The following is a 13482-nucleotide window of genomic DNA, read 5'->3' on the forward strand; positions in this document are numbered from 1 at the left end:
CTAAGCTGGCGGACTCATTGTCCTACCGATCGGTATTGCGGCGCGGCTTTGCGCTGGTGCGTGATGGAACTGGCCAGCCGGTGTATGCTGCGGCGGGCGTTCAGCATGGTCAGGCTCTGCGCCTGGAGTTCGCCGATGGCGAAGTCAGTGTGCGCGAGGATTCGCCCGAGCAGGGCCGTCTTCTGTAGAAATTCAGATCGCCCATTCGCCTTGGCGCATCAGCGCTTGTGCAGAGCCATCTTGCAGGATGCCATCGATGTCGAGTTCTCCGGATCCAACCATCCAGTCGACATGCACAAGGCTGGTGTTGGCTCCCATCGCTGTCAGCTCATCCTGCGTTCGATTCGAGCCATCACGGATGTTCTCAGTGTAAGACTGTCCAACGGCCACATGGCTCGCAGCATTCTCGTCAAACAGTGTATTGTTGAATATGATCCCGCTGGCCGAGATCGGCGAGGAATGAGGTACGAGCGCGACCTCACCCAACCTGGCCGCGCCCTCATCCGTGTTGATTAGGTTGCGGAAGGCGTCTTCACCCTTTTCCGCCGACATCTCCACGATGCGGCCGCCTGCGAAACGCACCCGGATGCCATCGATGAGAGAGCCCTGATAGGAGAGGGGCTTGGTTGATCGCAATGTGCCGTCAACCCTGTCCTTGTGGGGGGCGGTAAACACCTCCTCGGTGGGGATGTTGACGTTGCAGAACACGCCATTGAGTGACTTGCCGCCACCACCTTTCCAGATGTGATCGTCGGCAAGACCGAGCATGAGGTCGACGCCCGGTCCGCTGTAGCGGAGGGCACGATAGCGCTGCTGATTGAGAAAACCGGTGCGCCGGGCCAGTTCGGTATTGTGCTTCTCCCATGCAGCAACCGGATCTGGCTGGTCGGCCTTGGTGCAGGCAAAAATCGCCCGCCACAGCCGGTCGATGGCCTCGTGCTCCGGAAGTCCCGGGAAAACCGATTTGGCCCATGCCGGAGTAGCCGCTGCTATGACACACCAGTTGATGAAAAAGCCGGTGATGAGTTCGAGGGCGGGGCGATATGCCTTCGAACGCGCCTTGTTGGCGCGGGCCAGCTTGTTTGGATCCTGTCCAGCCAGCAGGGCAGGATCTTCACCCGCGATTGCAAGCCGAGCTGCTCCGGACCTGAATGCCTCCGCCATGCCATTGAAAAGCCATCCCGGGGCTGTGTCGAAAGCTTCATCTGGCGCGTGGGCAAAGCGCGACAGGGTGGCGTTGTCGTCCGCATAAAAGGTTGTCACGAGGCTGGCGCCGGCCCGATAGGCATGATCCGTGATACGGCGAACCAGCGGAACTGCATCAAGTGGCGCGGTGATCAGCAGTTGCTGACCTTTCTGGATGTTGAGGCCTGTGCGGACGGTGAGTCTGGCATAGGAATCGAGGAGCGTTTCGTGAGGCGTCATGATGGGGGATCTATACAGGAAGAGGGCATGAAACTCAAAATTCCATGACTTCAAATTCCCTGCCGGATTTCCTATCGTCCCTGGCATGAGCATCAGCGACCCGGAACAACCAGTGCGGCAGGAAGCGAGGATCAGGTTTGGTCACGCCGAATTCGAGGTCATCGAGCGAGGGGATTTCGTCCGATGCGCTGCAACTGGCGTTGCAATTGCGATTTCGGAGCTGCGCTATTGGGATGTAGCCCTGCAGTTGGCCTTTTCCTCTCCCGAGGCGGCCTTTGGCAAGATTAGCGCCAATACCCAGTCATGAAGCTGCGGAGATAGACTTCGATCTCGGCCTGGAACAGCACAATGACATTCGCCACCAGCAAGCAAAACTGGGTGGCGAGTGATGCGATCTCGCTCATCGGCCGCGCGCCAGCTAGTTTTCGGAGTATAAAAAGCAACAAGAACAAGCCGTTAACTGCAAACAACCGGACGTAAACGGGTGGGGCGCCAGACAGCAGAAAGTTGTAGGCTTGGTCCCACCGTGCGTTCATGATGTAGTCGAGCATGCCCGGTCCCCACGCCGTTGCTAGGGCTAGAAACACTTATTTGGGCCGTGTATACGCTGACCGACTTAATAGATGGTAAGGGATTTGCACCCTTTGGTGGAGTTTTAGCGATGACGACAAACTGGACACCTGACAGCTGGCGGCAATTTCCTGTCGTGCAGGTTCCCGAGTATGGGGATCAGTCCAGGCTTCGGTCCGTCGAGGCGCAGTTGGCAGGTTTTCCACCGCTGGTGTTCGCCGGCGAGGCAAGAAAGCTCAAGCGCAAGCTGGCGCGTGTGGCGGAGGGCAAGGGATTTCTGCTGCAGGGCGGGGACTGTGCCGAGAGCTTTGCGGAGCATTCGGCTGACAACATCCGTGATTTCTTCCGCGTTTTTCTGCAGATGTCCGTAGTCTTGACCTTTGCTGGCGGCCAGCCAGTTGTGAAAGTGGGTCGTATTGCCGGTCAGTTTGCGAAACCACGCTCATCCCCGACTGAAACCGTGGATGGCGTTGAACTTCCCATCTACCGAGGCGACATCGTCAATGGAGCGGAGGCAACACTGGAGGCGCGCCGCCCCGACCCAGAACGACAGATCATGGCTTACCGGCAATCGGCCGCTACGCTGAACCTGCTGCGTGCCTTCGCTCAGGGTGGATACGCCAATCTCGAACATGTCCATAAATGGACACTCGACTTCCTGAAGGATTCGCCTGCCTACGAGCGTTATCAGGAAATTTCCGACCGTATCACGGAGGCGGTGGGGTTCATGCGTGCCTGTGGCGTGAATGCCGATACTGCGCCGCAGCTTAGGACGACTGACTTCTTCACCAGCCATGAGGCTCTTCTGCTCGGTTATGAGCAGGCTCTGACCCGGGTCGATTCGACCAGTGGCGACTGGTATGCAACTTCCGGTCATATGCTGTGGATCGGTGATCGCACCCGCCAGCCTGATCATGCTCATGTCGAATTCATGCGCGGCGTGAAAAATCCGATTGGGCTCAAATGCGGCCCTTCCCTGAAACCGGATGACCTCATCCGCCTCGTTGACAAGTTGAACCCGGACAACGAGCCTGGGCGGCTCACGCTTATCGCTCGTTTTGGCGCTGACAAGGTAGAAAAGCACCTGCCGGACCTTATCCGAGCCGTGAAGCGTGAAGGACGGGTCGTCGTGTGGTCGTGTGACCCGATGCACGGCAACACGATCAAGTCCACCTCCGGCTACAAGACCCGCCCCTTCGAGGCTGTGTTGGGCGAGGTGCGCCGCTTCATGAGCGTTCACCAGGCGGAAGGCACGCATGCCGGAGGCATTCATGTCGAGATGACCGGCAAGGATGTGACCGAATGTACGGGGGGTCTTCGCGCGCTGCGTGACGAGGACCTCAACGACCGTTATCACACGTTCTGCGATCCGCGCCTCAATGCTGCGCAGGCGCTTGAACTGTCCTTCCTCGTCGCGGAGGAAATCAAGAAGGAAATGGCGTCTCGCCCGCGATCGGATGACGATGAAATCGTCGAGGCGGCAGAGTAGGGAATGATCGAGGTTTATCACTGGCCAACGCCAAACGGACACAAGATCACGATCTTCCTCGAGGAATCTGGCCTTGCATATCGCATCCACCCCGTGGACATCGGCAAGGGCGATCAGTTCAAGCCTGAGTTCCTCGCCATCTCGCCCAACAACCGCATACCGGCCATCATCGACTTGGCGCCCGCTGATGGCGGCCCGCCCCTCTCGCTCTTTGAGTCGGGTGCAATCCTGCTTTATCTTGCAGAGAAGACGGGCAAGTTCATGCCGCAGGATATGCGTGGACGTGCTGATGTTCTGCAATGGTTGTTTTGGCAGGTTGGTGGTCTGGGACCGATGTCCGGCCAGAACGGCCACTTCGCCATCTACGCTCCGGAAAGAATTCCTTACGCCATCGAGCGTTACGTGAAAGAGACCAACCGTCTGTATGGCGTGATGGATCGACGTCTTGCTGATCGGCCATACCTTGCGGGTGACTATTCGATTGCCGACATGGCCTCATACCCATGGGTCGTCCCACATGAGCGGTACGGTCAGAAACTCGAGGAGTTTCCTAATCTTGGCCGTTGGTTCGAGACCATGAAGGCAAGGCCTGCGGTGGGGCGGGTCTATGCTAGCGTTGCGCCGTCCTACTCGAAACCAATGAGTGATGAAGAGCGCAAAGTGCTGTTCGGACAGACCTCAAGGAACTAGAGCAACAATTGACTTGATTGGAGCGCTGTTTCAATCTGTTCGATTGTTGCTCTCGGCTTTCAGGGTGGCAGTACTGGCGTTGCCATGGCTGCTGGCCTGCGCCGGAATTCTGCCAGAATATGAAAGAACAGTGCCAGCAGTACGATGCTGCCGCCGATGAGGGTTTGCGGCGACGGCGTCTCGCCCATGAACAGGAAAACCCAGAATGGCGTCAATGGCACTTCGAGGGCGGCCAGCAGCGTTGCCTCTGCCGCTGGCACCCGTTTCGATCCAAAAGCATAGAGTGCGAGACCCGCAGCATTCTGGACGATGCCGAAAGCCATGCAGAGCATCAGATCCGTGCTGGAAATCGTGCTTGGCTCTGCGAACCAGTAACAGCCGAACGAGCAGATCCAGGCTGATGCTGCCATGGCCGGCAGCATCGGTATGTTGCGATGCTGACGCATCACGGTCGTGAAGGCTGCCATCGAAAAGGCCATCATCACGGCCAGACATTGTCCTAGGAGGCTGCCGCCAAGATCTGCCCCAAGCAGCATGACGCCCACGCCCAGCAGCGCCACAGTGCTGGCGATGAGCGTGGCGCTTGAAGGCTTCTCCCCGATGACCATGTAGGCGAGTGCTGCCGTCATGAATGGCACAGTGGCATAAATCACCATGGCGTCTGCAGCGGTGGTGTTGCGCAGTGCTCCAATGCCGGTGATCATGCCGGTTGCCGATAGCAGAGCCACGACCAGCGTAGGCCATCGCAGTGTCCGGAGGGTAGACAGAGCTGCCCCTCGCTCCATCAGGAAGAACAGCAGGAAAACCGCAGTACCGGAGAAAATGCCGCGCCAGAAAAGCATCGTCATCAATCCGGCCTCGATATTTCGGACAAAAAGTGCCGAAGTGGACCAGGCAAGCGCGGCTGCCGCCACCAGAAGAAGGCCGATCTGGTGTTGTCTGTGGTCGGCGTTGATCATGCTCAAGTGTGGGGGTGATGCCTGGTTCTCACCAGCATTAACCATCCGAACGCAAAAGCGATAGGCTGGAAGCGACATGGCACCCTTGTCTTTACCCAAGCCCTTGACCTAAGGCGTCGGCTGACGCATGTTCTGGGGCAAATGATCGTTTTTCGCCCATTCGCCGCCACACGCGGCATTATTATTCACAGCTAGCAGACATCCGCTGGCAGGGCGCCGCTTGACCTAAATCCAAGATAGAGCGAAGCCGGACCGGCCAGCCTGAGGACCGACATGCGCTTGCGTCTCCACAATACGCTCACCCGGACCAAGGACGATTTCGTTCCCATGGATCCCAAGAATGTACGCATGTATGTCTGCGGTCCGACGGTTTGGGATTACGCCCATATCGGTAATGCCCGTCCGGTGATCGTGTTTGACGTTCTGTTTCGGTTGTTGCGCCAGATCTATGGCGTGGCGCACGTCAAGTATGTTCGCAACATTACCGATGTCGACGACAAGATCAACGCCAGGGCCAGGGCCGATGGCATTCCGATCCGTGAGGTGACCGAGCGAACCACACGCCAGTTTCACGCGGACATCGCCGCTCTGGGTGTGTTGCCGCCCACCGTGGAGCCTCGTGCAACAGAGCACATCAGTGAAATGATCTCGATCATCGAACGGTTGATCGAAGCCGGACATGCCTATGCTGCCGATGGTCACGTGCTGTTCGACGTTCCTTCGATGTCCGATTATGGCCAGCTATCACGGCGCTCACTCGATGAGATGTTGGCCGGTGCGCGCGTTGATGTGGCGCCCTACAAGCGCGGCGAGATGGATTTCGTGTTGTGGAAACCGTCGGACGCCGAGACACCTGGCTGGGATAGCCCCTGGGGGCGGGGTCGTCCGGGCTGGCACATTGAATGTTCGGCCATGAGCTGGAAACATCTGGGCGAAGTCTTCGACATTCATGGTGGTGGCATTGACCTCGTGTTTCCACACCATGAAAACGAGATTGCCCAGACCCGTTGTGCATTCGGCCATCGTGTCATGGCCCAGGTCTGGATGCACAATGGCTTCTTGCAGGTCGAGGGCCAGAAAATGTCCAAAAGCCTCGGAAACTTTCTCACCATTCACCAACTCCTGGCTGACTGGCCCGGTGACGTTCTGCGCTTCAACATGCTGCGGACGCATTATCGTCAGCCAATCGACTGGACGGTAAAAAGCCTCGAAGAAAGCTGGCGCATACTAGAGGGATTCTTCAACAACGCGGGATCGGTCCATGCGGAACCGGGGCACATCCACGCGAGCGTGCTTGAGGCGCTGTTAGATGATCTGAACACGCCCAAGGCCATTGCGGAACTGCATGCTCTCGACAGGCCAGGCGCACAAAATGACCTAGGCGTTACGCTGAAATCATTGGGTTTTTCAGGAGATCTGGCAACGCCAGGCGCAGACTTGACGATTGATGGCGCCGCTGTGGCCGCTCTCGTCGAGGCACGGCTTGCTGCCCGCAGGGCGAGGAACTGGGCAGAGAGTGACCGCATCCGAGACGAGCTTGCCGCGATGGGCATCGCCATCAAGGACAACAAGGATGGAACCACCACCTGGGAGATGAAGCGATGACTGCCCCTGAAAAGAAGTCTTGGCGTGACAGCCTGCCGTTTCCCAAGCACTGGCTGGCCTACATGGTGCTGAAGATCACTGTCCTCTTGGCAGCCCTGTATCTTGTGTTGCGCCTGAGTGGGCTTGTGTGATGACACGGGAGCGCCTCTATATCTTCGATACGACTCTGCGGGATGGGCAGCAGACACCCGGAATTGATTTTTCACTCGAAGACAAGCTCGTCGTCATTGGCATGTTGGATGAGCTTGGCGTCGATTACATCGAGGGTGGCTATGCTGGCGGGAACCCCACAGACGTGGCGTTGTTCTCGGTTCCGCGCGAGACAAGAGCCATGTTCACCGCCTTTGGCATGACCAAGCGTGCTGGCCGCTCAGTTGCTAATGACGCCGGCTTGCAACAGATACTTGCAGCCAAGGCGGCAGCGGCCTGTTTCGTGGCCAAGTCGTGGGATTATCATGTGCGTGTGGCGCTTGGGTGTTCGAATGAGGAGAATATAGACGCGATCCGCCAGACTGTGGCTGCTGCCAGGGGTGCAGGTAAGGAAGTGCTGGTCGACTGTGAGCATTTCTTCGATGGCTACAAGGCCAATCCGGCTTACGCGCTGGCCTGTGCCGAGGCTGCCTACCGGGAAGGTGCGCGCTGGACTGTGCTGTGTGATACCAATGGCGGCGCGCTGCCCGGTGAGATTGCCGACATCGTCGGCGCTGTGGCAAGGTCAGTCCCGGGCAGTTATCTTGGCATCCATGCGCACAACGATACTGGCCAGGCCGTGGCCAATTCGCTTGCTGCCGTCGATGCTGGCGTGCGTCACATTCAGGGTACGCTGAACGGTATCGGCGAACGCTGCGGCAATGCCAATCTCGTTTCCATCATTCCCACGCTGCTGTTGAAGGGCCGCTATTCGGAGCGATTTGAAACGGGAATCGATCGAGCCAGCCTGGCGCGGCTCACGGATATCTCGCGTGCCTTTGACGAGTTGTTGAATCGCTCGCCAGACAAGCAGGCTCCTTATGTCGGCATGAGTGCCTTTGCCACTAAGGCTGGAATCCATGCGTCTGCTCTTCTCAAGGAGCCCGCGACCTATGAGCATATCTCCCCGGAGGCGGTGGGCAACCGTCGCCATGTGTTGGTATCGGACCAGGCTGGCAAGTCAAACCTGCTGGCCGCGATCGAGCGCATGGGGCTCAAGGTCGCGAAGGACGATCCTCGACTGGACGGCCTTCTGCGCGAGGTGAAGGAACGCGAAGCACTCGGCTATGCCTACGATGGCGCAGATGCATCCTTCGAATTGCTGGCCCGACGCAGCCTTGGCACTGTTCCCCGGTATTTTGATGTCTTGTCATTCCGCGTTATTGTCGAAGAGCGCGAACGCGAAATGATATCGGAAGCCGTGGTCAAGGTGAAGGTTGGCGAACAGGTCTATCTCAATGCGGGGGAGGGTAATGGTCCGGTGAACGCGCTGGACGTTGCGCTGCGCAAGGATCTTGGCCGCTATCAGAGTGTCATCAGCGACATGGAACTCGTTGATTTCAAGGTTCGCATCCTGAACGGTGGCACCAGCGCCACTACCCGGGTGCTGATCGAAAGCCGCGACAGCAAGGGGCATCGCTGGTTCACTGTCGGCGTTTCTCCCAATATTGTGGACGCATCTTTTCAGGCTCTGTCCGATGCTCTGGTCTACAAACTGGTTCGCGAAGGAGCCGTTGCGGCTTGATGTCACTTCTTGGCATGCGCAGCACACATAAGACCATGCCGCGAGCGGGTTTGCGCTCGAAGATGCCCTGGCCTAAACGGCTGCCATGTCGATGGGCCGTGACCGAAGTGCCGTTTCCCCGACGCTGACTGCAGCGGAGACCGGTGTCGTTCTGGCGGTCATGGCGCATCTCGTCTGGGGTGGCATGGCGTTCTATTTTGGCCTCATCCGTCACATCTCTCCAGTCGAGATCGCCGTCAACCGTGGTTTCTGGGCCCTGCCGGTTGCAGTTCTGGTGGTATGGTACCTTGGACAGTGGCCAGATGTGCGACGAGCACTGACAAACCCCAGGCACGTGGCCATTTTGGCGCTTACCTCATCGCTCATCGTGTTCAACTGGGGTTTCTACGTATGGTCAATTGAGGTTGGCCGGACGCTTGAATCAAGCCTCGGCTATTTCATCAATCCACTGCTGAATGTCGTCATGGGGTACCTGTTTCTGGGCGAGCGTTTCACCTCACCGCAAAAAGTCGCATTGGGCCTGGCTTGCGTCGGTGTTATTGTCCAAACGGTGGCATTGGGCTACTTCCCGTGGCTTGGGCTCATGCTGGCCGTTACATTCTGTCTTTATGGATTCTTGCGTAAGACGATTCCGGTCGGGCCCACCCAGGGATTCCTGATCGAGGTGCTGATCGCGGCACTGCCGCTACTGGCCGCTGAATGGTGGCTCGCGGAACGTGGCGAAGCGCGCTTTGCCGCAAACGGTTATGATACGCTGATGCTGATGGGATGTGGAGTGATGACTGCCGTATCGCTTATGCTGTATGCGGCATCGATCCGCCGCATCCGTTATTCGACTGCGGGCTTGCTGCAGTATATCTCGCCATCATTGGTCTTTCTCACAGCGGTGTTCATCTTTGGCGAGCAGATGAACGTGCTGAAACTCGTATCTTTCGTCATCATCTGGATTGCACTGGCAATCTTTTCGTGGACGGCCTTGCGCGACGAGCGCCTGCGCCGTGAGGCAGAGGCCTGAGCAATCACATCTTGTCGAGGATCGGATGGGCTGCCACTCTGTCCGGGGTCAGACGTAGTCGCTGCTCGAAGGCTGGTATGACACTCTCGGCATCGGGCACGACATCCATCGCCAACTCGAGCCCCTCCCGGATAAACTGCTCGGCCCGCATGTGGTCAAGCAGCATGACCAGGGGATCCCAATAGCCGGCAACGTTGCAGACAATGATGGGCTTGCTGTGTTGGCCCAATTGCGCCCAGGTTGAAATTTCTGCCAATTCCTCGAGCGTGCCAAGTCCTCCAGGAAGAGCAACGAACCCGTTTGATCGGGCAAACATGGTCATCTTGCGACTGTGCATGTCAGGGGTGACCACCAAATCATTCACATCGGCGAGCAAACGCTCCTTACTTGCTAGAAATTCCGGAATGATTCCAGTAACATGCCCGCCATTCTTGATAACAGATCTCGCTACCTCCCCCATCAGGCCGAGACCTCCCCCGCCGTAGACGAGGCCGATGTTGGCCTCCACCATGGCCTTGCCCAAGTGGCGTGCGGCATCCACATAGGCCATGTTGCGGCCTTCTCCGGAGCCGCAATAAACGCAGAGTTTTCGGGCAGGACCCATCTTGTCAACTCCTTCCGAGGCAGTTCGTGCTGTGCTGTCCGCTGGAAATGCAGGTACTGATTTCGAATCTTTGATTAAATCGCAATCAGGGCCTAATTAAGGGGTTGATCTTCCGGCGCAAAGGGGCCATTCGGCTCAGCAAACAAGCTACTTGGATCGTCAAAACAATGCAGAACAAGACTCCGATATTGGTTCTTACCGGGCTCGCGATCGTTGCGGCTGCAGCGATTGCCGGTCTCACCCGCGATCGCTGGATGGCCGAGGCCCCCCCGGCCCAAACGGCTGGAATCGAAGAGGCAGCGGAGACGGGACAGCCCGCTGCCACGACAGCGGAACAGCCTGCGACGACGACCGCGGAGCAACCAGCCGCCACGACAGCGGAACAGCCTGCAACGACGACCGCGGAGCAACCGGCCGCCACGACAGCGGAACAGCCAGCGACGACGACCGCGGAGCAACCAGCCGCCACGACAGCGGAACAGCCGGCGACGACGACCGCGGAGCAACCGGCCGCCACGACAGCGGAACAGCCAGCGACGACGACCGCGGAGCAACCGGCCGCCACGACAGCGGAACAGCCAGCGACCACTGCCGAGCAACCGCCAGCGGTTTCTCCGGATGATCAGGCACCCGCCTTTGACACCGTGCGTGTCGAGACAACGGGCGAGGCTGTCATCGCCGGAACGGCAGCGCCAGGTGCGGAGGTTTTCGTCAAGCTTGATGGCCTCGAGATAGGTAAGGCCATGGCCAACAGCGATGGAGCGTTTGTGATTACCCCCGACAAGCCGTTGCCTGTGGGCAGTGGCGCACTCACCCTCGAATCCCGTAGTCCGGGCCAGGCGGCGGGAACGACCTCCAAGCAGAGCGTTGCGGTCATCGTTCCAGCAGGCGGGCAGCAGCAGCCGCTCGTTGCCGTGGTCAGCCCCGACCAACCGACAAAGGTAATCCAGAAACCGCAGTCGACGACAGGTCAGCCTGCCAAGCTTGTGACCATTGATGCGGTCGATTACGATGCCGCGGGAAATATTGTGTTTTCGGGCCAGGGCGATCAGGGACATTCGGCTCGCGTGTACGTGGATAATGCAATGGTAGGAGATGCCGCAGTTGGTGCAGACGGCCGATGGTCGTTCTCGGCCACAGCTGACATTTCGACCGGTAATCATATCTTGCGCGTCGACGGCCTCGATGCCGAAGGCAAGGTGGTCAATCGTGTCGAAGTTCCATTTTTCCGTGAAGACCAGACCAAGGTGGCCGATGCGATCCAACCATCAGCCGAGACCGGTCAGTCAGATACCAGTATGGCATCGTCAAGCACAGAGGCTGCTGCCTCTACGGCGGCAGGTACTGGGTCGGCTGGTACAGAAGCCGCAAGCACGGAAGCTGTAGGCACTGAGTCGGCCGGTGCTGAAGCCGCAAGCACGGAGGTCGCGACCTCGGACGCTGCAAGCACTGAGGCGTCCAGCACTGAAGTTACAGTTCCGGAAGCCACAAGCACTGCGGCTGCCAGCCAACCTGTTCCGCGCGAAGGTCGAATCGTCATCCAGCCCGGCAACAATCTTTGGCGCATCTCGCGCGTTCTTTATGGAACCGGTGCCAAGTTCACGGTGCTCTATGATGCGAACAAGGATCAGATCCGCAACCCTGACCTGATCTATCCTGGCCAGGTATTCAGGACTCCTGACGTTGCGCCAAAAACTGAAACCGTTGACCCGCATCGCCGGGAACCGCTGAAACCTGACGAGAACGCGGCCACTGGTCAGTAGAGGCGGCCAGTCGCATGCGCACGCGATGAGCCGCACTACAGCTCGAAACACGGAATTGCCCGTGGTGGGGGATGGTGACCAGTGGTCCATCCTCCGCGACATGCTGCCCTATCTTTGGCCTGCCGGTCACCCTGGCCTGAAGTTCCGTGTCGTAATCGCCATGCTTGCGCTGGTGCTGTCGAAGATCGTCACGGTAGCGACACCCTACGCGTTCAAATATGCCACCGACGCTCTGACCGGAACAGCGGATGTGCTCTCGACCGCCGCGACTGCCGTGATCTTCCTTGTCGCTGCATATGGTGTTGGTCGCATCATGATGGTTGTGCTGGCCCAAATCCGTGACGCCGTGTTTGCGAAGGTCAGTCAGCGCGCGGTACGTGATCTTGCCGTTCGTACCTTTCGCCATCTGCACGCACTCTCGTTGCGGTTTCATCTGGAACGGCGCACCGGCGGTCTGTCCCGCATTGTCTCGCGTGGCACCATGGGTATCGATACCGTGCTGCGCTTTTCCCTGTTCAACACCATTCCGACCATACTCGAGATCGTTCTGGTCGCCTCCGTCCTGGCCTGGTCCTACGGCTGGCTCTATGCGGCGGTCATCGTGATCACCGTGCTTGGCTATGTCTGGTTTACCTATGCCGCTACGGAGTGGCGCATCAACATTCGGCGCGACATGAATGCAGCTGATACGGACGCCAATACCAAGGCTGTCGACAGTTTGCTCAATTTTGAGACGGTCAAATATTTTGGAAATGAGCAGCACGAGACCGACCGCTACGCCCGATCCATGGACACATATGAGAAAGCTGCAGTGAAGACATGGGTGTCGCTTGCTGTTCTCAATGCCGGGCAGGCAATCATCTTTTCCATTGGTCTGACAATCGTCATGGTCATGTCTGCGCTTGCGGTCCGGTCAGGGGGCGGTACCGTGGGTGATTTCGTCATGATCAACGCTCTCATGATCCAGTTGTACATGCCGCTCAACTTCATTGGATCGTCTTATCGTGAGATCAAGCAGGGACTGATCGACGTCGAGCAGATGTTCTCGCTGCTCAAGGTGAATGCCGAAGTTGCCGACCGCCCAGGTGCTGAGCCACTCGTTGTTGCGGAGGCCCGAGTTACATTTGAGAATGTCAATTTCGCTTATGATCCGGAACGTCCTATTTTGAAAGATCTCTGTTTCAGTGTGCCCCCTGGCAAGACTGTGGCGATTGTCGGTCCTTCCGGGGCTGGAAAGTCTACGATTTCGAGGCTGTTATTCCGTTTCTATGAAGTGAATGGCGGTCGCATTTTGATCGACGCCCAGGATATTGCGCTGGTGACACAAGACTCCCTGCGTGCCGCGATTGGCATGGTGCCGCAGGACACGGTGCTGTTCAACGATACCATTCGTTACAATATTCGGTATGGCAGGCCGGACGCAACTGATGCCGAGGTCGAAGAGGCAGCGCGCATGGCCCAGATTCACGATTTTGTGATGAGTCTGCCCAAGGGCTACGATTCGATGGTTGGAGAGCGGGGCCTCAAGCTTTCAGGGGGTGAGAAACAGCGCGTGTCCATTGCGCGCACCATTCTGAAGGGCCCGCCGATCCTGATACTTGACGAGGCGACTTCGGCGCTGGACAGTTTCACCGAAAGCCAGATCCAG

General features: G+C 58.2%; 13 protein-coding genes and 1 pseudogene. 10 read left to right on the top strand and 4 right to left on the bottom strand.

Annotation, left to right across the window (positions count from 1 at the left end; all coding sequences use genetic code 11):
* Positions 1-188 (top strand): annotated as a pseudogene (locus ACILRN_RS11115) (exodeoxyribonuclease VII large subunit); the annotation flags it as partial.
* 4 nt (positions 189-192) lie between these two features.
* On the opposite strand, the gene ACILRN_RS11120 reads toward ACILRN_RS11115, so the two are convergent.
* Positions 193-1425, bottom strand: coding sequence for an aminopeptidase (locus tag ACILRN_RS11120; protein ID WP_395688296.1), 1233 nt, complete (start codon positions 1423-1425; stop codon positions 193-195).
* Between the two features lie 85 nt (positions 1426-1510).
* Between ACILRN_RS11120 and ACILRN_RS11125 the strand changes: the two genes are divergently transcribed.
* On the top strand, positions 1511-1732 hold the full coding sequence (locus ACILRN_RS11125) for a DUF2093 domain-containing protein (RefSeq protein ID WP_395688297.1): 222 nt from the start codon (positions 1511-1513) through the stop codon (positions 1730-1732).
* Here the strand turns inward: ACILRN_RS11125 and ACILRN_RS11130 are convergent.
* A complete protein-coding gene (locus ACILRN_RS11130) occupies positions 1710-1976 on the bottom strand; it encodes a hypothetical protein (RefSeq protein ID WP_395688299.1) in 267 nt (88 codons plus the stop codon). The genes ACILRN_RS11125 and ACILRN_RS11130 overlap by 23 nt on opposite strands.
* Before the next feature lie 110 nt (positions 1977-2086).
* Here ACILRN_RS11130 and ACILRN_RS11135 point away from each other — a divergent pair, with 110 nt between their 5' ends.
* Positions 2087-3484, top strand: coding sequence for a class II 3-deoxy-7-phosphoheptulonate synthase (locus ACILRN_RS11135; protein WP_395688301.1), 1398 nt, complete (start codon positions 2087-2089; stop codon positions 3482-3484).
* Between the two features lie 3 nt (positions 3485-3487).
* Positions 3488-4174 (top strand): glutathione S-transferase N-terminal domain-containing protein, encoded by a 687-nt coding sequence (locus ACILRN_RS11140; protein WP_395688303.1) that lies wholly within the window; start codon positions 3488-3490, stop codon positions 4172-4174.
* 59 nt (positions 4175-4233) lie between these two features.
* Here the strand turns inward: ACILRN_RS11140 and ACILRN_RS11145 are convergent, their stop codons facing one another.
* Positions 4234-5133 (bottom strand): DMT family transporter, encoded by a 900-nt coding sequence (locus ACILRN_RS11145; RefSeq protein WP_395688318.1) that lies wholly within the window; start codon positions 5131-5133, stop codon positions 4234-4236.
* A gap of 273 nt (positions 5134-5406) precedes the next feature.
* On the opposite strand from ACILRN_RS11145, the gene cysS reads away from it, so the two are divergent.
* The 4 genes from cysS to rarD all read left to right on the top strand — a co-directional run bounded on the left by cysS (position 5407) and on the right by rarD (position 9467).
* Positions 5407-6738 (top strand): cysteine--tRNA ligase, encoded by a 1332-nt coding sequence (cysS, locus tag ACILRN_RS11150; protein WP_395688304.1) that lies wholly within the window; start codon positions 5407-5409, stop codon positions 6736-6738.
* Complete coding sequence (locus ACILRN_RS11155; protein WP_395688306.1) at positions 6735-6869, top strand: hypothetical protein; 135 nt, start codon at positions 6735-6737, stop codon at positions 6867-6869. Before cysS ends, ACILRN_RS11155 begins: the two co-directional genes overlap by 4 nt.
* The gene (cimA, locus tag ACILRN_RS11160; RefSeq protein ID WP_395688308.1) at positions 6869-8452 is read left to right on the top strand and encodes a citramalate synthase; all 1584 of its coding nucleotides are present in this window, start codon (positions 6869-6871) and stop codon (positions 8450-8452) included. Before ACILRN_RS11155 ends, cimA begins: the two co-directional genes overlap by 1 nt.
* Before the next feature lie 91 nt (positions 8453-8543).
* Entirely contained in the window at positions 8544-9467 is a 924-nt protein-coding gene (gene rarD, locus ACILRN_RS11165; RefSeq protein ID WP_395688310.1) for an EamA family transporter RarD, read from the top strand.
* Positions 9468-9471: 4 nt separating this feature from the next.
* On the opposite strand, the gene ACILRN_RS11170 is transcribed toward rarD, so the two are convergent.
* On the bottom strand, positions 9472-10071 hold the full coding sequence (locus ACILRN_RS11170) for a TIGR00730 family Rossman fold protein (RefSeq protein ID WP_395688312.1): 600 nt from the start codon (positions 10069-10071) through the stop codon (positions 9472-9474).
* A gap of 167 nt (positions 10072-10238) precedes the next feature.
* On the opposite strand from ACILRN_RS11170, the gene ACILRN_RS11175 reads away from it, so the two are divergent.
* Together ACILRN_RS11175 and ACILRN_RS11180 are read left to right on the top strand one after the other, a co-directional pair.
* The gene (locus tag ACILRN_RS11175) at positions 10239-11834 is read left to right on the top strand and encodes a hypothetical protein (protein ID WP_395688314.1); all 1596 of its coding nucleotides are present in this window, start codon (positions 10239-10241) and stop codon (positions 11832-11834) included.
* A 25-nt stretch (positions 11835-11859) separates the two neighbouring features.
* A partial coding sequence (locus tag ACILRN_RS11180; protein ID WP_395688316.1) for an ABCB family ABC transporter ATP-binding protein/permease occupies positions 11860-13482 on the top strand: 1623 nt, incomplete at its 3' end.

This window comes from Aestuariivirga sp., from assembly GCF_044238155.1.
In the GTDB taxonomy this organism is placed as follows: Bacteria; Pseudomonadota; Alphaproteobacteria; order Rhizobiales; family Aestuariivirgaceae; genus Aestuariivirga.